Genomic DNA, 21,957 nt, shown 5'->3' with positions numbered 1-21,957 from the left:
CTTTTTAATCGGTGATAAACCCTATATTCTAAGAGGTAATTATCTTCATCTTGTTTATTTAAGGGCTTTTTGTGTTCACTTTGCTAAATGGCGCCCGCCGATTTATCTATAATAGCCACTTTTTATATTATATTCGCATAATAATCGCGCTTACAGGAACGACTTTGTTTCCTTGGATTTTAGGGCAAGAGCCTAAATACACAATTCCACTAACTTTAGGAGTGGTTGCAGCGGCATTAACTGACTTAGATGATAGGCTTGTTGGCCGTTTAAAAAACCTTGTTATCACTTTATGCTGTTTTCTTCTTGCTTCAGCATCAATAGGATTACTTTACCCATATCCTATTTTATTCTTTTGTGGTTTAGCCATTTCTACCTGGGGATTTATTTTATTAGGCGCCTTAGGCCAACGGTACGCAACCATTGCGTTTGGTGCTTTATTAATCGCAATTTATACTATGCTCGGTATGCCTATTTTCCCTGAATGGTATGAACAACCCGTTTTATTACTGTTAGGCGCTATTTGGTATAACTCATTAACATTAGTTGGTCACTTATTATTCCCTATTCGCCCAGTTCAGGACAATTTAACTCGTTGCTACCAACAACTTGCCACTTACCTCGAAGCTAAAGCGACATTATTTGATCCTGATATCGAAGATGACTATCAACATTCGCTTTATAATTTAGCAATGGCAAATAGCCAATTAATTGACACGATGAACCAAACTAAAGTTACATTATTAAGTCGATTAAAAGGTGATAGAGGCCAACGTAGTAGCCGTTTCACTCTTCATTACTATTTTGTTGCTCAAGATATTCATGAGCGAGCAAGTTCGTCGCATGTCCAATACCAACTATTAAGTAATGAATTGAGACATAGTGATGTGTTATTTCGTTTTCAACGTTTGCTTTCTATGCAGGCACGAGCTTGTGAACAAGTTGCACAATCTATTCTTTGGCATAAAAAATATCAGCATAACCCTTCATTAGAACGTGCTATAAATTATTTAGAGAATGCATTAAATCATTTAAAAAATACAACTTCAGAGCCACAATTAATAACGCCTTTAAATAATTTACTGCAAAATCTTCAAGGTATTGATGCGCTTTTACGAAGTATTAGTACAGAGCAATACCAAATATCCCACGACCAAAAGGAAGAAACGCAACTTTCTGATGATGGTTTAACTGGATGGCGCGATATTGCACTAAGAATAAAAGAACACCTTACACCTAAATCGGCGCTTTTTAGACATGCCGTTAGGATGTCACTCGTTTTATGTATTGGCTATGCCATTATTCAATTCTTCCAATTAGACAGAGGTTATTGGATATTACTCACCAGTCTGTTTGTTTGCCAACCTAACTACAATGCCACTCGCCGACGTCTTACCTTACGAGTAAGTGGTACTATTATTGGTATTTTAATTGGCTTCCCTATTTTATATTTTGTTCCTTCAATTGAAGGGCAACTTGTTTTAATTGTGATAACAGGTACGCTCTTTTTCGCATTTAGAACCATACAATATGCACATGCCACACTATTTATTACTTTATTGGTTTTATTAAGCTTCAATTTGCTTGGTGAAGGTTATGATGTTGCCCTTCCTCGTATTATCGATACCTTAATTGGCTGTGCCATAGCATGGTTTGCTGTTAGCTTTATTTGGCCTGATTGGAAATTCCGTCAACTGCCCGTTGTTATTCAAAAAACAATGACGAATAACTGCTATTATCTTGATGCCATCCTTATTCAATATTACCAAGGAAAAGATAATAGCTTGAGTTATCGAATTGCTCGTCGAAATGCTCATAGCAGTGATGGTGAATTAGCATCACTGATCTCAAACATGTCATCAGAGCCAAAAAGTTATCAAGCATCCCAAGAAGTGGCTTTCCAGTTGCTTTGCTTAAATCACACTTTACTCAGTTATATTTCTGCACTTGGCGTTCATCGTTCAAAAATAGAAGATGAGAATGTACTTACATTGCTTAATGATACGGTTTGTTATATCGATTCTGCTTTACGTCGCAAAACGCCACAAGACGAAGGATTTAAGCAATCTCATGTAGAATTAATTGAAAGGATCAACCTATTACCTAATGCAGATAATCCTCGCATTCAATTAGTACTCACTCAAATCCGATTACTATTGGATTTGCTGCCACAAATTATTAGTTGTATCCAAATTATTGAGCAAAGCGAATCAAACAGCCTACCTAAACCCCAAGTTTAGTCCCATATTGACGTTATTTTCTCTAATTGCCATAAGTACATTAGAGAAAATAACAGTCATTACTTTTATCTTATTGAAAAGATAATTCGTTGTACCAATCTAATAACTCCATTTTAAGTTGACTAGGTAATACAGAACGATGGCACCCAACGATAGCTCCTGCCAATGAAAGTAAAAGTTCACTATTTCTCAAATTGTGGCTATGCATTAATTTTAGATAACACGCTTTAGCACCGATTAAACGCAGTTCTTCAACTTGATTAATGCCAATTTGATTCAACCTTTTTTCTAATATCACACCTAGATTAGGTAAGTCTTTTATTCTGCAAGGCTTCTTTCGTTGTCCTAAATATTCTTGAATGCTGTAGTGATATGACATATCAATATATTGATCTAATTTCTGCTGATTTTTCCATAGCGAATCCGTTATATGGTAATAACGCAATATGATAGGAATTCCTTTTTTCAAATAGGTATAGGAACTCATTTTTGTTGCCTTATAAAGAGTTTCTAAAAAACCACTTCCTTTTAAATAAAACTCATTATCTGACGTGATAGCAAACATAACATCATCAATCATTAAGCTAACACCACCAAATTGAGACTTTGTTGTTAACTCTCCATATTGCGCAATACGCGATAATAAATGAGCCTTCCTTTGCTCAGGTAAAAATAACATTGAAACTCCAACACATACTTTAAGATTAAATTTTATCTTTGAATTCAAAAACATGCATAAGACATAACTAGAAGGACAATAAAGAATTTCCTTTATATTGCCAATAGTTAACGACTTAAAAATAGAGATTTACATAAAATTTGAGAGGAACTTTCAAAAAAATGAGCTTGATTTAAGCGAAATATAGAGATACTGTATATTCATACAGTACATATAGAACGAGGTAAATATGAAACTCTCAACATCATCTCCGACAAGACAGAACGCCATTCTCCAAGAGATCTCAAATGAGGTATTACCTCTATCTATCCCTTCAACAGTGGCGACTTACGATAGTAATAATAAACAAGGTATGGTGAGTGAACTTCTCTACCAAAACCCGCTCGTCATTAATCACATCCTTTTGCCATTACTGAAACAGTATAGCCATGAATCGCGTTGGTTATTGTGGCTAAACCCACAACAAAAACTAAATCGTACTTGGTTAAAAAATGCAGGATTACCACTTAACAAAATAATCCAGTTAAATCATATAAATATGATAACTACTGTTGATTTAATGGAAAAAGCACTGATGAGTGGTAATTACAGTGTAGTGCTCGGCTGGTTACCAGAAATATCGTCAGAAGAGATGAAACGATTAGAATCTGCTGCAAGTAAAGGAAAAACCCTTGGGTTTATTATGCGACAGCAAGTTAATTCAAATATCCATTTAGAAAGTACTAATACATCTAAACGACATTTGAATTCCGTAAAAATTCATTCAATTCACTACCATTAGTGAAATTTAAGAGTTTTCCTAATACTCAAAACACCCTTGTATCATTTAAGATAAGTCAAAAGTATTTATAACCTAAATCATATAGTTACAAGAAATTTAACAAAAATACAGAATCTTTCCCATTGTGGAATAAGACGGATCTTTTTAAAATTTTAAGTCGAATTTTAAAGGATTACTTGTAACTTTTTAAGTTCATTGTAGACTTTATGTCGTTAAGGTTATGCTTTAAATCCCATTTTTCGGGATCATCATTTGATGAAAGCATTGGATTCCTAACAATAATTTAACCAAGGGCAAATAATAAGGCTTAAAGCCAAATGCCTAACTTGGATGATAACGAGGCGTAAAAATGAAAAAGACAGCTATCGCATTAGCAGTGGCAGTGGCAGCTTTCGCAACTGCAGCGCAAGCAGCTCCAAAAGACAATACCTGGTATACCGGTGGTAAATTAGGTTGGTCTCAATACCAAGGTACTAGCAACCATTTCGATGGTACTTCTATCGGTAATGGTAACACTCACCGTGATCAATTAGGTGCAGGTGCATTTGCTGGTTATCAATACAACCAATACTTAGGTTTTGAGCTGGGTTACGATTGGTTAGGTCGTATGACTTATAAAGGTTCATATGACAACGGTGCATTCCGTGCTCAAGGTATCCAATTAACCACTAAATTAAGTTATCCAGTAATGGAAGACTTAGACGTTTATACTCGTTTAGGTGGTATGGTATGGCGTGCAGATTCTTCTGCAACTAAAAACGCTACTTCAGCATCTCCAGTCCAAGAACGTTTCTCTAATAACGATACTGGCGTTTCTCCAGTATTCGCATTAGGTACTGAATACGCGATCACTCCAAACATCGCTACCCGTGTTGAATATCAATGGATCAACAACATCGGTGATAAAGGTACTCTGAATGCTCGTCCAGACAACGGCATGCTGAGTGTTGGTGTTGCTTACCGCTTCAACCAAGAAACTCCAGCTCCAGTTGTAGCTCCAGCACCAGTTGTAGCTCCAGCACCAGTTGTTGAGAACAAAACCTTTACTCTGCGTTCAGACGTTCTGTTCAATTTCAACAAATCTACTCTGAAAGCTGAAGGTCAAGAAGCTCTGAATGGTCTGTACAATGAACTGGCTAACATCGACCCAACTCAAGGTCGTGTAGTAGTTATCGGTTACACTGACCGCATCGGTTCACAAAACTACAACCTGCCTCTGTCAGAAAAACGTGCTCAATCTGTAGTTGATTACCTGGTTTCTAAAGGTATCCCTGCAAACAGCATCTCTGCAGAAGGTCGTGGTAAAGAAAACCCAGTTACTGGCAACACATGTGACAACGTTAAAGCTCGTTCAGCTCTGATCGATTGCTTAGCGCCAGACCGTCGTGTTGAGATCGAAATCCAAGGTACAACTGAAGTTGTTGTTCCTGCTGGTAAATAATTCAAATAGTAGAATAATCTACTGTTGATGAATTCAAAACCCTGCCATTGGCAGGGTTTTTCTTTTATGGAGATAAAATTAGATCAAAATATAAAGACAAGAACGTTTTCAGGCCAGTATGAAATATCACAATAAAAACAAATAAATTGTCGAAGCCAGTAAGCTAAAAATAATGTAACTTATTTTTCTTTATCGCGTTCTAATAACTCAATGAGTCCATCTTTTAAACTATGCACTTTTAATGCATATTGTTCTTTTCGTTCAGCGTCTTCAATTAATTGCACGATCGTTTCTGATAATGTGATCCCTCTTCGTTGTGACAATGCAGATAAGCGTTGCCAAACTTTAAACGTTAAATCGATTGATTTCTTGCGCGTATGCTGATGCTCAGCATTAAAATAACGTTTTCTGCGAGCTCTAATCGTTTGCTTTATCCTATTAGATAAATCAGGATTCATATGCAAATCTATCCACTCTAAAACTTTTAATGGTTGTGATTCAAGAAGCAACAATTGCTCGACAACTTCATCAGCAGCACTTTTTTCTATATAACGGGTAATTAATTCACCTTCACGGTGTTTTTTTACTAGATAGGCCCACTTCCAGCCACATTCTAGGTTCTCTAATTGTTGATATTTCATACAAATCCCCGTGACAACGTAACTATATAGTAGCATATCAACAATTTTACAAAAATACTGCCACTGAACCGAAATTTTTTGACTATTTTATAGGCAAAGTTATTTTAGATAATCTTTCTTATCAATTAATAACAAGCCTTGATAAGGGATAGTTTTCTGAGCACGTTATGATAGAATCGAGCGTCGCTATCATAAAACCTTAATGACCAATTATTAACCTGTCATTATAAGGTCGTAGCGGTACATATTCCCTGCCTATGCAGTTGATGACAGTTAAAGAACCGTCTTATTGCAGGATAGGTATCGACTTATACGATATCTAATTATCTCTTTTCACTAATCAATAATAAAAACGGTAACCTTGAAAAACAACGAATTAGAATGGCAGGCGTTACGTCCTGATTACGCCTCCTACCAAACTTTCTTTCAAACAGCATCTCAATTACCTGCATCTCTACTTCGTGAGGTTCAACCTCGCCTGTATGAAAGCCTGCAATGGTTAAACAATGCAGATTCAGGGCAGTTTATGCTGTTAAAAGCGGATGATTCTACTGCTTACTTTGATATGCTGACAGACACATTAACGCAATCAGGGATCAAAACTGATCCTGTTGTTGGCAGCTATCAAGCAGAAACCAATAAAATCGACTGGCAAGAAAATGTACAAGGTGCATTTTCATCATCAGAATCTATTACTTGTTGCCAATGGATAGAGCCAGAACAACTCTTTGGTTCATTCTATTGCCATAAAGACGAAGTTACCCTCAGCCCAGGCTTATTGCATAAAGTAAATGGAGGCATTTTAGTCCTCTCTATAAAATCTTTACTTGCACAACCACTAATGTGGTTCCGCCTTAAAAAAATGGTTGAAGAGCAGCGTTTTGAGTGGCTTGTTTGGAATGACAATCAATCCCTGCCTTTGCCTATTGAAAGCATGCCTCTCAATTTACGGGTTATTTTAGTCGGTGATAGATTAGGCCTTGAAGAGCTTGAATTTATGGAGCCTGAGCTAAGTAGCACTGCTTTATATGGTGAATATGAATACGATATGTATTTAGAAGACGAAACCGCTCTTTCTCAATGGTGTGGCTTTGTAAATTCATTGTGCCAAAAATATAGCCTCCCTTCTCTATCTGCGGATGCTTGGGAAGTCTTGCTAACACAAGCAGCAAGACAACATGAAGATCAGCTGATGCTAAGCCTAGATTTAGAATGGATCTTACGCCAGCTTCGTTATGCAATACGTTTTAATCATGGTGCTTCTCTAAATGCTGATGCATTAAAAAAAGCAGAAGAAAATCGCCTATGGCGACACAGTTATTTATTAGAACGTAGTCGTGATGAGATTTTACAAGACCAAGTAATGATACAAACAGAAGGTGAAGCTGTTGGTCAAATCAATGGACTTTCTGTCTTGGATTACCCTGGATATCCTGATTTAATCGGAGAACCAACTCGCATTACCTGCGTTGCACATATAGGTGATGGTGAGTTTACAGATGTTGAGCGAAAAGCTGAGCTTGGTGGCAATCTTCATGCTAAAGGAATGATGATTATGCAAGCTTATTTAAACTCAGAATTACGTTTAGACCAACCACAGCCATTTAGCACCTCGATTGTTTTTGAACAATCATATGGCGAGGTTGATGGTGATAGCGCCTCTCTGGCTGAATTATGTGCTTTTATTAGCACTCTGGCACAACAACCTATTGATCAACAAATTGCTGTTACAGGTGCCGTTGATCAATTTGGTCAAGTCCAACCGATTGGCGGCGTAAACCAGAAAATCGAAGGCTTCTTTGATATCTGCCAACAAAGAGGGCTAACTGGTGCACAAGGCGTAATTATTCCTCTTGCCAATATTCGCCATCTTGTACTCAACGAAAATGTACAACAAGCGGTAAAAGAAGAAAAATTTCATATTTGGCCTGTCACTCATGTAGCGGAAGCGATAACGTTACTGACTCGTCAGCCATATTATGAAGAGCAATGTGAACCAGAACAATCGGACTCACACTTGTTAGCTGTTATTCATGATCGTATAACACTTGCAAATAATCAGGATAGACCTAAATTACCTTGGTTCTTACGTCTATTCAGATAATTCTGTTTCAAGTGATCGGAGTTGTTCAGCGTACAAGTGTAAGCTATTCTGTTGTCTTACACTTGATAAAGGCTATATAGACAATGGTTGATAAACGCGAATCTTATTCTAAAGAAGACCTCATTGCTTCAGGCCGTGGTGAATTATTTGGCCAAGATGGCCCACCACTGCCATCTGGTAATATGCTAATGATGGATCGCATCATTAAAATGACAGAAGATGGCGGCACCCATAATAAAGGCTTTATCGAAGCAGAATTCGATATCAAGCCAGATTTATGGTTCTTTGATTGCCACTTCGTGAATGATCCTGTTATGCCAGGTTGCTTAGGCCTAGATGCCATGTGGCAACTTGTTGGTTTCTATCTTGGCTGGCTTGGTGGTGAAGGTAAAGGCCGTGCGCTTGGTGTTGGTGAAGTTAAATTCACTGGACAAATATTACCAACAGCAAAAAAAGTTACCTATAAAATTGATTTCAAACGTGTTATCAATCGTAAACTGATCATGGGTATTGCCGATGGTGAAGTGTATGTTGATGGTAAGCTGATTTATGAAGCAAAAGACTTAAAAGTTGGCTTATTTAAAGATACAACTGCATTCTAAGATAGATAACCACCCGAACCTATTATAGAAATACCGTGTAACATAAAGTACACGGTATTTTTTTATCTATGATAACAGCATATTTATTTTTTTATAAAAAACAGATCATATTCAACTCAGTTTTTATCAATACATGCTGTCGATTGTTTATCTTTTAGATTCTTAAAATAATGTTTTATTTTAAGAGAGAAAGATAAGCTGTATGTAAGATAAACAAGTAATCCTAGTGACTGCTCCCCGCCCTGTCGAGCTAGGCTTCCCACTTCCTAGGCCGCAACCGTCTCTGCGACGGATTTATGCTGGCCTCCATGGGCAGAGACGACGAGACCCGCCGCCTGTAATTCCAGTATACCCTTGTGTTCGATGTTGATTGCCGCGTTGATATCGCGATCATGTTCAACTCCGCACTCAGGACATTGCCAGATGCGTTTATTTAACGGCATCTCCGGCATTTTGTGACCGCAACAGTGAATACTTGCTATTTTTCTTACTATTTATGGATTTCGTTTACGTAGAAACTCTCATGGATCAGAATAAAAAAATAATGACAATATAACGTAAAAAGGCTTACAAAAATGTAAGCCTTTTTTATATCCAAATTGATTGTTTGTTATTTATACCCAAATTGTCCTATGCTCAATATGTACATAGGAATATATAAATAACCCTCGTTTTGATTGTCGGTAAAATCTTAGTGATAATATTCAATAGGACTCAAAATTAGCCATGATATATTTCACTACGACGGGTTATTTATTTTACCAGACTAGGGCGATCTTCCATCGCCTGTCGCCAACCTCCAAGCCAATGTGAACGCGCATCAATGGCGAAATAAGGGCAAAGTTCTTTTGAACGACCTTGCATACCAGCTTGATAACCTTTCGATAATGCTCTTGCTAAACGATCTCGTTTCTGTCTTTTCATATCTAGACAACCCTCACGTTCTAAGTTTAAGCGGAAAGATAATGATTGTTTTTTCAACAACCACTATAAATTGATACGCTTTATTACGCATTTAAGCAAGTAAAGAAGTTAATACAAATGTCATATTTGTGATGTTGAGCCAGCTAAAAATGTAATACCCAATGTTATTATTTATTTTATTTAATGATTTGATTTAAATATTATCTAATTCTTTTAATGGGTTATATTCAAACAAAACATAAACTATTGACATTTAATAAATATTATTAATTGAAAACAACTTTATTTATTTTTATCTTAGAAAATCAATAAATTAAATAAGATATAATAATGTTTATTTTTAAGTTTATGTCAATATAAGACTTAGTTTATAAATATAACTTTTTGCTCTATTTTTATTTTTTCGTAGAAAACTCTTTTTAATTACCTTTGCTTTATTAAGGAATTAGCCATCATTGGAGGTAAAATAAGCTATTAATACCTCTTACATACTTCTATTAATTCAAACTCTTCAAATACAAGTTACATATCTTCTAAAAAAATGCTATGCAATACGCCAAGTTTAACTCTTCTTCACCTTTTCTCTTTTAGATATAAACAAAAACCCAATATTCAACTTAAATACAATTTAAGAGAATATTGGGTTTAAATAAACGTAATGCTAAGTCAGTTAGTATTGAGCTTGAATTGCTTTCGCTATCTCAGAAACAACTTGCTCCCATCCCTGCCCTAATGTACGCACTAAAGCAGGATAACCATCTTCCGTTTGTGTTAAAACTAAAGAAAATGGCTGATTAATAACCTTATTATTTTCAGCGTAGATCCAGTCACCTGAAATAATCACTTGCCCATCATAACGACCTTGGAAGTAATTAACGGTAACGGTTAATTTCGCAAGATTATCTTCAACCGGTTGATTAGCAACAACTGTATCCGGCAATGCTTTTGTTAAACCTGAAATAAGGTTCTGTTGTAATTGCTGATCAAGTGGATTAATCCATAAATGTTGGTTAGCCACGGTATAGTTAATATCCGTCGTTTGATAAACAATTCCTGCATTAACTAGCATATTAGACAAACGGATCGGCTGAACCCAAATTTGGGGCTTCTTGGCTGACTGTGTTGTCGAGACTTGTTCTGACACGCCACCTTGATAAACATCGGGCAACTGATAATACGTTTTATCAATCTGACTTGAACATGCCGTTAGCATCAATACAAATACCCCAATGATGTATTTCATTATTTTTCAGCCCTCTTCGGTTCTGGATCTTTACCTTCCTTCGCTTCAAAAATTAATGCGTTGCTCTTATTGTTCAATGTTTTCAATAAAGGCTGCATCTCTCTTAAAACCTGATCAAGCTGCTGCATATTATCAATCATTTTTCCGTATGCAGGAGAGCCCGGTTGGAAGCCTTGCATACTGCGATTAATCTCTTTCAATGACTGTTGAATATCATTAGGAAGATTTCTAAATTCATCACTACCAATCATGGTATTCAATGCTTTTAGTGTCTCTTTCGCTTCAGCAACTGCTTTTTGGCTTTCAGCTAACGTTGCCGTCATCTCTTTAAGCATTGGCTCAACAGGAAGATTGTTGATCTTATCAAGTGATGTCATGACTTTTTGCTGAATTTGCGCTAAACCTGAACTTGTAGTCGGTATTTGTTGGAAACCAGCAACTTCTTGAGGGCCTTCCCATTTTGTTGCATCAGGGTAGAAATCAAGGTCAATATAAAGCGCACCAGTTAAAAGATTTCCCGATTTTAAAGAGGCTCTTAGCCCATTATTAGAGGCTGAAGTGATCTCTTTGACGAAGTCAAAACTTTCACCAACATCATTAGCAAAACGCTCTGGTTCAACATGAATTAGCACTGGAATACGAAAATCTTTATCCAGTGATTGTTGCATGCCTTTAGTGTAATAAGGTACTTGAACAACAGTACCCATGCGAATTCCACGGAATTCAACAGGTGCCCCCGCCTGTAATCCCCTTACAGAATCAGAGAAAAACATAATGTAACTGCGATAATCAGTATATAGCGAGTTTTGAATGCTCTTCTCATTATCGTAAAGTTTAAATTCTGTTTTAGGTGCAATTTGATCGCCTGGTAACCATCCGTCTGGAACATCAAAACTAACGCCACCACTAAACAATGTGGAAAGTGATGCCATTTCAACACGAACACCCGATGAAGACATATCAAAGGCGATACCTGAATCTTTCCAGAATCTCACATTAGATGTCACCATTTTGTCATAAGGTGCTTTGATAAAGAGTTGATAATGCATATCTCTTGTATCAATATTGAACTCACTGGTTTCAACTGAACCAACTTGGTAACCTCTAAATAAAACTGGGTCACCTGCATTTAATTGACCTGCTTTTTCACTCACTAAATTAATGCGAATACCTTTTGCATCAGGCGAAGCAAGTGGCGGTGCATCAAGAAGATTAAACTCATCTTCTTCTTTACCCGTTAATCCTGGTTGTAGCTCAATATATGCGCCTGAAAGCAAGGTGCCTAAACCCGTTACACCCTCTTTACCTATTTGCGGTCTTACAACCCAGAATGCGGTATCTGCACGTAATAACTCTTTCATGCCAGTATCAAGGCGCGCTGTGATGATAACGCGACTAAAATTGCTATCGAGTGTGACACTTTCAACTAAACCGATATCCACACTGCGGCTTTTAATTTTGGTTTTACCTGCTTCAATGCCATCTGCATTATAGGTAATTAATGTAACTTCTGGACCCTGATGGCTGAAATGATAATAAAGTATCCATGCACCTATCAGTAAGGTGACAAGTGGTATGATCCAAACTGGAGACCAGCTTTTTAGTTTGTTAATTTTTGCTTCAGTTAAAGCAGTTTCATTCTTTTCAGTCACCCTTAGGCTCCTTAATCGTGGGTTTATCATCATCGGTTGTACACTTATCCCACGTCAACCGAGGATCAAACATCATTGCAGAGAACATAGTTAGCACTACAACCAATGCAAATAGCACCACACCAAAATCAGGATAGATGCTCATCAGACGTCCCATTCTGACTAATGAAGCTAAAACAGCAATTACAAAGACGTCAATCATCGACCAACGCCCTACATATTCAACAACTTCGTAGAGAAAATGCATTCTAGCAGGATCTCTTTTCCCATTAGATTTGTGTGCATCCCAACACAACCAAGCTATTGCTACCATTTTTAAACTTGGCACCATAATACTGGCAATAAATATCACCATTGCAACAGGATAAGAACCATCTTCCCAGAGCAAAATGACCCCTGCCATAATGGTTGAATAAAGGTTATTACCCAATGATTCAGTCACCATAATCGGCAATAAATTCGCGGGGATATAGAGGATCAACGAAGTAATCAACAGTGATACTGTCCATTGCAAACTTTTCGGCCTTCTTGCATGTCCTTTGACTTCACAACGACTACATTCATATTGGTCGGCAGGTAAAATTGCCGTACATGAACGACATAATCTTACACCTTGTTTTAATCCCGGCTTACCCGATTCTATGTCAGGATAAGCAGGACGAGGCTCTAATTTTTCCCATAAAGTATGTCTATCAAGACATTGGAAAGCACGAATTTGAAATAAGCAATAAAGCACATAAGGTGGGAAACTCAACCCCAGCCCAATATCACCATAAGCCATTAATTTTACAAAGCTAACTAAAATTCCTGCAAGAAAAATTTCTGCCATACACCACGATTTTAGTTGAAATAAAATACGCGATAACCAAATTTGTAGCTTTCTTGGTAATTTAACAGGTGTGCAAAGAAGCAAGATTGCGATCATGCAAAAAGCGGGCACAATCTGCACAAACAATAGGAAAAAGGCACCTAGTTCAACGTAGTTTTCACTAAACATCACCGTTGGAATTTGCATCAGTGTGACATTATTAGCAATACCTGCCACTTCCATACTAACAAAAGTAAATTGGCTCGCCATTAACAGCATAAACAATGCGCTGATTGCTAACGCAACAGGTTGATAAAAAGGTTGGCGCCAACGTGCAGTTAGCACAGTATGGCAGCGAGGGCATGTTGCTTTTGTTCCTTGTACTAATTCAGGAACACTGACCACCAGATCGCACTGAGGACATAATATTTGCTCATGTTTATGTTCATGACGATGTTGTTGACCAGAGCACACAGCGACACCTCTTATTTAGAATAATCAATAAAAGAATATTTAATCCAGAAAGTAAAACGGGGCGTGATGCCCCGTTTTCGGTTGGCTATTCGCCGTTTTGCATCAATTCTAGCTCTTGCCATCTGTCAAAAGCCGTTTCAAGTTCTTGTTCTTTGTCAGCAAGCGCCTTTAAGACTTTTTCTGTCTCTTCATGAGGACGAGTAAAGAAATCCGCCCCACTTACTTCTTCTTGTAATTCACTTAACTGCGTTTCTAAGCTTTCTAATTTAGCGGGAAGTTGCTCAAGCTCTCGTGTCAAATGATAACTTAACTTATTAGTACGAGTGTTCTTTTTAGAGCTATCTTTCACTTTTGTTTCTTTTTCAGCTTTTTCTGGTGCGTTGCGTGATTTATTTGTCTCACTCTTTAGTGAAACCGACTGTGCTCGTTGTTGCTGAGCATCGTAATATCCACCAACGTAGCTGTTAATAACACCATCACCTTCAAAGATCCAACACTCAGTAACACTATTATCAACAAATTCACGGTCATGGCTAACCAGTAAAACAGTGCCTTGGTAAGCATCAACGAGCTCTTCTAGTAATTCCAATGTTTCAACATCGAGATCATTGGTTGGCTCATCGAGAATTAGTAAATTACTAGGTTTTAAGAATAAACGTGCCAATAATAGACGGTTTCTCTCACCCCCTGAAAGTGCGCGAACAGGAGTCATCGCACGTTTAGGTGGGAATAAGAAATCTTGCAAATAACCAAGTACATGGCGAGGACGGCCATTTACCATCACCTCTTGCTTACCTTCTGCAAGGTTATCCATCACTGTTTTATCAGGATCAAGTGCCGCACGGTGCTGATCAAAGTAAGCGACTTCAAGCTTAGTACCACAATGAACTCGTCCGCTGTCTGCTTTTAAATCACCTAACATGAGTTTCAATAAAGTGGTTTTACCGCAACCATTTGGCCCCACCAGCGCAATTTTATCACCACGTTGTACTTTGGCAGAAAAGTCACGAACTAACTTACGCATTCCAATGCTGTAATTAACATCTTCAAGTTCAAATACAATTTTACCAGAGCGAGTTGCTTCTTCGACCTGCATACGAGCACTGCCTAACACTTCACGGCGTTCGCTACGCTCAACACGTAGTGCTTTTAATGCTCTTACACGACCTTCGTTACGAGTACGTCGTGCTTTAATGCCTTGGCGTATCCACGCTTCTTCTTGCGCTAATTTGCGATCGAACTCTGCGTTTTGTTGCTCTTCAACACGCAATGCTTCTTCTTTACTTTCAAGATACTTATCGTAATTTCCCGGCCATGAAGAAAGTTTTCCACGATCAAGATCGATAATACGCGTTGCCATATTACGGATAAATGAACGGTCATGGGAAATAAACACGATACTTCCTTGGAAATCTTTTAAGAATTTCTCAAGCCAAAGGATCGTTTCAATATCAAGGTGGTTTGTTGGTTCATCTAAAAATAATACTCTTGGTGCACTGACTAGTGCGCGCCCTAATGCTGCTTTTCTTAACCAACCACCTGATAAAGAAGAAAGCTCTGCTTCACCCTCTAAACCGAGTTTTTCTAGTACTTCTGCAATTCGGCTATCAAGCAACCACAAGTTACGACTATCAAGTACTTCTTGTAGCTCTGCCATTTTATTGAGATTTTTATCAGAAGGGTCTGTCTCAATCAGTTTAGAAATATGGTGATAATCCGTTAGATATTTAGCATCTTCTTCAACGCCTTCTGCAACAAAGTCAAAAATAGTGCCTTCAATATCTCTTGGGGGATCTTGCTGTAAGCGAGCAGTTACAAGATCTTGCTCATAAACAACTTGACCATCATCTAAAGGTTGCTCTTTAGATAACACTCTTAATAGTGTTGATTTACCCGCACCATTGCGCCCAACTAAACAAACGCGTTCATTTTCTTCAATAAATAAATCGGTGCTATCTAATAGTGGGGCATCACTGAAAGATAAATAAGCCCCAGTCAAACTAATTAACGGCATTGTAAATTATTCCTCACCAGCATGAGTTAACAGCCAGCAATTGTGAATTTGACGGTTACGTGCAAAGTCTTGTGATAATGTTTTCTGTGTTATCTCTTTTGCACACAACCCAATTTTTGCTAACTCGTCATGTTCCATTTTGAATCCACGTTTGTTATTTGAGAACATAATTGTTCCGCCTTTTCTCAACAAACGTTTTAAATGTTTCATTAGTTCAATGTGATCACGCTGTACATCAAAGGTGTTTTCCATTCGTTTTGAGTTAGAAAACGTAGGCGGATCGATAAAGATCACATCAAATTGTTCGTTGCTCTGCATTAACCATTGAATGCAATCTGCTTGCATTAAACGGTGTTGTCTACCTGATAAGCCATTCGCTTGGAAGTTTTTCTCAGCCCATTCAAGATAAGTACGGGACATATCAACGGTTGTTGTGCTTTTTGCACCACCAATTCCTGCATGAACAGAAGCCGTACCGGTATAGGCAAAAAGATTTAAGAAGTCTTTTCCATTACTCATTTCAGCCAGCATTTTTCGTGCAATACGGTGATCTAAGAACAATCCTGTATCGAGGTAATCGGTTAGATTTACCCAGAATTTTGCACCAAACTCGTCAACTAAGAAGAAATCACCTTTTTCGGCCATTTTTTCATACTGCTGCTTACCTTTTTGGCGCTGGCGTGTTTTTAAAATCAGTTGATCAGAACGTAATGCCAGTACTTCCATTGTTGCGCTAATTACATCAAATAAACGCTGGCGGGCTTTGTGTTCATTAACTGTTTTAGGTGGTGCATACTCTTGAATAACCACTTTATCGCCGTAACGGTCTACAGCAACATTATATTCAGGTAAATCCGCATCGTATAAGCGATAACATTCAATTTGCTGTTGTTTTGCCCATTTCGCGAGTTTTTTCTCATTTTTACGTAAACGGTTTGCAAAATCTTCCGCAAGTCCAGTGTTAATCGTGGATGGTGTATCAGAAAGTAAATAGTTCTTTTGTACACAATCAAGAGGACCATTTTTTGCTTTGAACTCTCGTTCAGCACGTAATTGAATGCAACTTAACAGTTCAGGTGATGCACTAAATAGTGACAATCTCCAACCTGGGAAATGTGCTTTTATCGCTCTTCCTAATTGGCTATGCAGAGCAATTAATGCAGGCTCACTTTCTAAACGCTCACCATAAGGTGGATTGCTGATAATTGTCCCTTTTATTTCTGTTGAAACAGGGTTTGTCAGTTTAGCTGCATCACCGTGAGCAAATGTAATCAGTTCAGCCACATCCGCTCTGCGGGCATTGGCTCTCGCCATATCCAACACACGTCTATCAACATCAAAGCCATAAAAACGCGCTGTTGTATTCTTTTTGCCTTCACGGAAACGGGCAAAAGCTTCATGAGTCACTTCTTTCCATAGCGCTTCATCGTGGCCTAACCAATGACGGAATCCCCAATGCACACGATTTAATGCTGGCGCACAATCAGTCGCCATCATCGCTGCTTCAATTAATAATGTACCAGAGCCACACATTGGATCGATTAATGGTGTGTCAGTTTTCCAACCTGAACGCATAATAATAGCAGCAGCTAAATTTTCTTTTAAAGGCGCTTGACCTGTTAAATCACGATAACCACGTTGATGTAAACCATCGCCACTTAAGTCTAAAGATAGCGAGGCTTTTTCTTTATGAAGATGGATAGTTAAGCGGATATCAGGAGATTGTTTAGCGACATCTGGACGTTGCCCTATTTTACGTTGGAATGAGTCAACGATGGCATCTTTCGCTTTTAATGCACCATATTGGCTATTGCGAATAATGTCATTCGTGCCATTAAAATGAATAGCAAAAGTCTGATCAACAGTAAAAATCTCACTCCAATCAATTGCCTGCACACCAAGATATAAGTCTAGATCACTATAAACATTGAATTCATTTAACGGCAACATAATACGCGACGCTAAACGGCTCCAAAGTAAAGACTGATACATGGTTTTATCATCAGCACGAAAATAAACACCGCCTTGTGTTATCTGGCAAGCCTGAGCACCTAAGTGTTCAAGTTCAGATTTTAATAGTTCTTCCAGACCTCGGCCTGTGCTGGCAAACAGAGAGCGCATAATATTGTTACCACCTAAAATAAAATTGTTGGGCATTATAGCTAATTGTATTACGTTGTCATAAAGTTACTGGCTATAAAAAATAATAATGTCTTTTTGGGAGCACTGATGATCAACGTTTCACGCCTTTATATACACCCAGTTAAATCAATGAAGGGAATTCGACTTTCTCATGCATTTGCTCGTGAGAGCGGATTCACGTTTGATCGCGATTTTATGATAACCACCCCTGAAGGGACTTTTATCACGGCACGAAAATTTCCCGTTTTGCTGTGTTTTATTCCCACTGTCATGGCAAATGGTATTTATATTCAAGCACCTGATGGTGAAGGCATTGCTATCACCTATCAAGATTTTGAAACCACATTGCAACCGACAGAAGTTTGGGGCAACCATTTTACCGCGTATGTGGCACCAGATGAAATAAATCAGTGGTTCAGTCGTTATTTAAAAATGGATGTTCAACTTCGTTGGACAGGCGAAAAATCGACACGCCGAGTGAAAAAGAATCCAGAAACCGCTGTTTCTTTCGCTGATGGTTACCCTTACTTATTAATTAATGAAGCCTCATTTCAATACTTACAACAGCGTTGCCCCGCTTCAATTAATATTGAGCAATTTCGAGGTAATATCCTCATAACAGGTGCAAAGCCTTTTGAAGAAGATACTTGGCAGACTATTCGTGTTGGCTCTGTTGTGATGGACCTGATGAAACCTTGTAGCCGTTGCATCATGACCACTATAAGTATTGATAAAGGTGTTAAACATCCTAACACAGAACCACTCGCAACACTGCAAACATTCCGTAGCGATGAAACAGGTGATGTCGATTTTGGTCAAAATGTCATCATTCGTCAAACTGGCATAATTCGCGTGGGAGATACTGTTGAGGTATTAGCTTATAAAGAAGCGAAACAATATCTTGTAACAGTACCTGTTGAAACGCAATCAACACCTATTGTTGAACACGCACAAGAACAGACTGTCAGTATTGAATTTAACGGTGAAATTTTTGAGGGTAATAACCAAGAAGTCCTGTTAGAACAGCTTGAAAATAATGGTTATGTTATTCCTTATAGTTGCCGAGCTGGCCTTTGTGGCTCTTGTGTTATCCAATTAGATGAAGGCGATGTTAATGCATTAAAAGCCGGAGCAATTAAACGCTCAGGTAAAATTTTAGCCTGTAGTTGCATTCCTAAAGGTAATGTGAAACTTTCACTTAAAGATAATAAAAATCAAATAGATATAAACAAAAAAATGAAATAAAGAACTCAATATAAACACAGTTATGTATGATATATATCGTTATCAGTAAATGTTAAATTGATTAATTTTACCCCAATCATATATAACTGAGTTTATTGATGCACCCTCGATATCATTGCATTGGCAGTATTATGATTTTCCAGAACTGCATCACCTTATTAAGTACAAAGGTAATGAAAAAATTTATTGGGAATGAGCGAGTTAGTTTATTAAACAACTGATTTTTCTATGATATCTCCAGTGCAAAAAAAAGTCTCCGTTAAGAGACTTTTAAAATGATGTAAGTGAATATTATATGCGCTTGTTCATTACCATTTATCACGGTAATCGAAAGAAATTTGGTAAATATACTTATTCAATTCAATTTTATGTGTAACATGCTTTTGAATAGCTTTAACCCAATCTTCATGTAAATCAAAAACCCCATTATTAATGATATTTTCATCTTTCGGGTCAATTGTTTCATCAATCAAAAAATCATCATCACCAAAATCTTTTGAGTATTCCTCGCCTATAATTTCTTCTGTTTTTTTATCAAACCACTGAGTATGTAATTTCAATCCCATAATCTTATCTACCTTATAGAAATTTTTTGATATTGCGTTTAGGATCTGCTGGTTTTAACTGCTTACCCGTTTTTGGATCAAATGCCCCAATATGCTGTCCATCACTAGCGCGATATCCTTCCAGCTCACCATGCTGTGAATCCCACTCATAGATCCTTCGCCCTTTATCACCTTTCCAGCGATTACGTTTGCCTGCTCCACCTTGTTTAGGTGTTTTACCTTGGACAGGCTTAAGAATACCCAATCCTTTAATATCTTCAGTTCTTGGTGCTGGATGATAACTATGACCACGCTCTTTTACGCCTTGGCGAGGTTTATCTTTTTTCCCTGTCGATAAATAAATTGGTTTTATTCCCAATTCCCATGGAAACACTAAAATTATAGGCTCTTTCAGCGAAGACTGCTCTTTCTCACTTTCTGTAAAAAAAGTGGGGGCATCTAAAGGTAAGTTATTAAATCTAGGAATATCATAGACCTTGCCAAGTAGATATCTATGTCTTTCTGGCTGAGGTAATGCAGTACCCGTTAAGATCTCCGCACTACCAATCTGAACAATTCTTTCTTGTTTCTCATTTGGTAAAGTATAAGCAAAAATACCTTTCTCAACAGTTTTTCTCGCTTCAACTACTCGAGTTTTAACTGGTACATTCGTTTTCACTAACTCAATTTGTTTTGTTCCATTAACTACCTGTTCAATGACAGTAGCCGAGGTATTAATTATCCCTTTTTGCTTTGCAATATCTCTTAATTGCGCTTCTTTAGGAATATTTAATCTCTGACCTGCCTCAGTAAGCGCAGTTTCTTTATTTTGGGGAAATTCTTGATAAATCATCGAAGGGTATCTATCACTCCCTACTCCAACTGGAGGAGAATACAGCATGAGGCCTGCACCTAAACCTAATGCACGACCTAAAATAGCCCCTAACGTTTCTGATGCAACCGTTGCATTTGTCGTTGTTACCACTGGAGTAAAAATAGCCACTGGGGCTAAATTAGCTTTATTGATACTCTTTCCTGGGATTAACGTAGATTGAGCAGATGTTATTGCTGTATTTAACTCAGCAGAAATACTGATTTGCTGCTTAGGTGCCGAAGTTAACATTTGAACAATAGAATCATATGATCCAACCGCTTTCTTTAAACTACCACTCATCATCCCCGCATACTGTAGATAACGCTGAGAATAAATTTTTATCGCTTTGGTTATATCACCTTCCCTGAAAGCATCCATCATCTCTTTACAATGCTTATCTTTTGTTAAAAAGATGCAATCTATTTTTGCACATACAGGGCAAATATTACGCTTCATGACCTCGATCGGTTTGACACGTTCACTCATATAAATTCCTTTTTATATTAAATCATACAATGACGATAGTGATCTAATATGACCAACACACCATTATTTGACTATTCTGTTTTTTGATACGAGTGTTATAAACCTCCTGATCTATAGCTCACATTTGACATAAAGAAGATAATTTTCCCTTACCTTCTTTTTTATTTTAAATAAAACAGTTTATTTAATAAGAATTATCTTATTAAGAACTCAATAATGAATTATCAATAAACTCATTTTATTTTTTAGAAAAATATTACAGAAAGAGAGTAATGAAGATTTGATTTTAGGGAGTATTGTTTGGGGTGAATTTGTTTTTAGAATGTTATAAATAATGAGTGACGATAAAAAGAGTAAGTCCTTTTTACTCTTTTTGTTAAATAACTTTCTCGTACAAAAATGATCCTGACTCTGACTCTTTATGGTAATTGCTTAACCTATCATTCATAATTTTTATTGGGTCACAAAAATTAAGAGTTCTGTCAAATAATGTTAACTGAGGTTGAGCTAATAAACATAAACAAGCTTGAGCCCCCACTTCAGTCACTAAAAAAAGAGCGGTTTCGCCTTCTTCTTTTAATGAGGCTTCTACCACTTGAGATAAATAAGGGTTGATTTGATTATTGTTAACTTCAAAATACCAACTCTTAGGCATCAGTGGCTTTAAAAAGCGATGGGCTATTAATGCATTTAAAGCTAATTCAGCTCTTGATTCTGATGGCATATCTATTTGTCGAATTTGCTCATCGTATCCATAATAAAGAGCTGCATCATCGACGGTAAAAGATGCTGATTGTCGAGCACTCTCACTCAACATTTTGCTTGAAAAGCGGGAACGAAAAACCATACCATTTGCTAAATCAAGCATTAATTTTTGTTGCTCAACATCAAAATACCAACGCCAGCGATCATCGGGTTTTATTATCACTAATTAATCCCCCTTCGATTCATTCCCTGTTTTATACTCTGATAAACAATCAAAATTAAATGACCTAAATAAAATATTTAATATCACCTAACAAAAACAGGATTCATTTTACTATTAATTAAGCACAATCAGTG

Annotated in this window: 17 protein-coding genes and 1 pseudogene; 6 read left to right on the top strand and 12 right to left on the bottom strand. The window is 37.4% G+C overall.

Annotated elements, in window-relative coordinates; translation table 11 throughout:
- The first annotated feature begins 71 nt into the window (after nucleotides 1–71).
- Nucleotides 72–2,240 carry a YccS family putative transporter gene (yccS, locus tag F1325_RS06215; protein WP_109373554.1) on the top strand — a complete coding sequence of 723 codons (2,169 nt, stop codon included), beginning with the start codon at nucleotides 72–74 and terminating at the stop codon, nucleotides 2,238–2,240.
- 70 nt (nucleotides 2,241–2,310) lie between these two features.
- Here yccS and F1325_RS06210 read toward each other — a convergent pair whose 3' ends face one another.
- Nucleotides 2,311–2,919: a TfoX/Sxy family DNA transformation protein gene (locus F1325_RS06210; protein WP_109373553.1), complete on the bottom strand. Its 609-nt coding sequence runs from the start codon at nucleotides 2,917–2,919 to the stop codon at nucleotides 2,311–2,313.
- Nucleotides 2,920–3,148: 229 nt separating this feature from the next.
- Between F1325_RS06210 and sulA the strand changes: the two genes are divergently transcribed.
- Complete coding sequence (gene sulA / locus F1325_RS06205) at nucleotides 3,149–3,700, top strand: SOS-induced cell division inhibitor SulA (protein ID WP_109373552.1); 552 nt, start codon at nucleotides 3,149–3,151, stop codon at nucleotides 3,698–3,700.
- 349 nt (nucleotides 3,701–4,049) lie between these two features.
- Nucleotides 4,050–5,141 carry a porin OmpA gene (gene ompA / locus F1325_RS06200; RefSeq protein WP_109373551.1) on the top strand — a complete coding sequence of 364 codons (1,092 nt, stop codon included), beginning with the start codon at nucleotides 4,050–4,052 and terminating at the stop codon, nucleotides 5,139–5,141.
- A 179-nt stretch (nucleotides 5,142–5,320) separates the two neighbouring features.
- On the opposite strand, the gene matP is transcribed toward ompA, so the two are convergent.
- The gene (matP, locus tag F1325_RS06195) at nucleotides 5,321–5,782 is read right to left on the bottom strand and encodes a macrodomain Ter protein MatP (RefSeq protein ID WP_160230126.1); all 462 of its coding nucleotides are present in this window, start codon (nucleotides 5,780–5,782) and stop codon (nucleotides 5,321–5,323) included.
- 361 nt (nucleotides 5,783–6,143) lie between these two features.
- Here matP and F1325_RS06190 point away from each other — a divergent pair, with 361 nt between their 5' ends.
- On the top strand, nucleotides 6,144–7,886 hold the full coding sequence (locus F1325_RS06190; protein ID WP_109373550.1) for an AAA family ATPase: 1,743 nt from the start codon (nucleotides 6,144–6,146) through the stop codon (nucleotides 7,884–7,886).
- Nucleotides 7,887–7,969: 83 nt separating this feature from the next.
- The gene (gene fabA, locus F1325_RS06185; protein WP_023581351.1) at nucleotides 7,970–8,488 is read left to right on the top strand and encodes a bifunctional 3-hydroxydecanoyl-ACP dehydratase/trans-2-decenoyl-ACP isomerase; all 519 of its coding nucleotides are present in this window, start codon (nucleotides 7,970–7,972) and stop codon (nucleotides 8,486–8,488) included.
- A 266-nt stretch (nucleotides 8,489–8,754) separates the two neighbouring features.
- Here fabA and F1325_RS06180 read toward each other — a convergent pair.
- From F1325_RS06180 to rlmKL, 7 genes and pseudogenes are all read right to left on the bottom strand, one after another.
- Nucleotides 8,755–8,958 (bottom strand): annotated as a pseudogene (locus F1325_RS06180) (zinc ribbon domain-containing protein); the annotation flags it as partial.
- Nucleotides 8,959–9,241: 283 nt separating this feature from the next.
- Nucleotides 9,242–9,412: a ribosome modulation factor gene (rmf, locus tag F1325_RS06175; RefSeq protein WP_023581348.1), complete on the bottom strand. Its 171-nt coding sequence runs from the start codon at nucleotides 9,410–9,412 to the stop codon at nucleotides 9,242–9,244.
- 670 nt (nucleotides 9,413–10,082) lie between these two features.
- Nucleotides 10,083–10,655, bottom strand: coding sequence for a membrane integrity-associated transporter subunit PqiC (pqiC, locus tag F1325_RS06170; protein ID WP_109373548.1), 573 nt, complete (start codon nucleotides 10,653–10,655; stop codon nucleotides 10,083–10,085).
- Nucleotides 10,655–12,307, bottom strand: coding sequence for an intermembrane transport protein PqiB (pqiB, locus tag F1325_RS06165; RefSeq protein WP_160230125.1), 1,653 nt, complete (start codon nucleotides 12,305–12,307; stop codon nucleotides 10,655–10,657). The genes pqiC and pqiB overlap by 1 nt, the downstream gene beginning before the upstream one ends.
- Nucleotides 12,300–13,589, bottom strand: a complete 1,290-nt coding sequence (gene pqiA / locus F1325_RS06160; protein WP_109373546.1) for a membrane integrity-associated transporter subunit PqiA — start codon at nucleotides 13,587–13,589, stop codon at nucleotides 12,300–12,302. Before pqiA ends, pqiB begins: the two co-directional genes overlap by 8 nt.
- Nucleotides 13,590–13,674: 85 nt before the next feature.
- Nucleotides 13,675–15,603 carry an ABC transporter ATP-binding protein gene (locus tag F1325_RS06155; protein WP_109373545.1) on the bottom strand — a complete coding sequence of 643 codons (1,929 nt, stop codon included), beginning with the start codon at nucleotides 15,601–15,603 and terminating at the stop codon, nucleotides 13,675–13,677.
- Nucleotides 15,604–15,609: 6 nt separating this feature from the next.
- Nucleotides 15,610–17,724: a bifunctional 23S rRNA (guanine(2069)-N(7))-methyltransferase RlmK/23S rRNA (guanine(2445)-N(2))-methyltransferase RlmL gene (gene rlmKL, locus F1325_RS06150; RefSeq protein WP_160230124.1), complete on the bottom strand. Its 2,115-nt coding sequence runs from the start codon at nucleotides 17,722–17,724 to the stop codon at nucleotides 15,610–15,612.
- Between the two features lie 108 nt (nucleotides 17,725–17,832).
- Between rlmKL and F1325_RS06145 the strand changes: the two genes are divergently transcribed.
- A complete protein-coding gene (locus F1325_RS06145; RefSeq protein WP_109373543.1) occupies nucleotides 17,833–18,990 on the top strand; it encodes a YcbX family protein in 1,158 nt (385 codons plus the stop codon).
- 308 nt (nucleotides 18,991–19,298) lie between these two features.
- Here F1325_RS06145 and F1325_RS06140 read toward each other — a convergent pair whose 3' ends face one another.
- From F1325_RS06140 to F1325_RS06130, 3 genes are all read right to left on the bottom strand, one after another.
- Complete coding sequence (locus F1325_RS06140) at nucleotides 19,299–19,556, bottom strand: colicin E3-like toxin immunity protein (protein WP_160230123.1); 258 nt, start codon at nucleotides 19,554–19,556, stop codon at nucleotides 19,299–19,301.
- 13 nt (nucleotides 19,557–19,569) lie between these two features.
- Nucleotides 19,570–20,895 (bottom strand): colicin E3/pyocin S6 family cytotoxin, encoded by a 1,326-nt coding sequence (locus tag F1325_RS06135; protein WP_160230122.1) that lies wholly within the window; start codon nucleotides 20,893–20,895, stop codon nucleotides 19,570–19,572.
- A 376-nt stretch (nucleotides 20,896–21,271) separates the two neighbouring features.
- Complete coding sequence (locus F1325_RS06130) at nucleotides 21,272–21,823, bottom strand: cell division protein ZapC (protein ID WP_109373541.1); 552 nt, start codon at nucleotides 21,821–21,823, stop codon at nucleotides 21,272–21,274.
- Nucleotides 21,824–21,957: the final 134 nt, after the last annotated feature.

This window comes from Proteus columbae (assembly GCF_009914335.1).
Classification (GTDB): domain Bacteria; phylum Pseudomonadota; class Gammaproteobacteria; order Enterobacterales; family Enterobacteriaceae; genus Proteus.
Note: the sequence above shows the minus strand (reverse complement) of the source record. Positions and strands in the feature narration are given on the sequence as shown.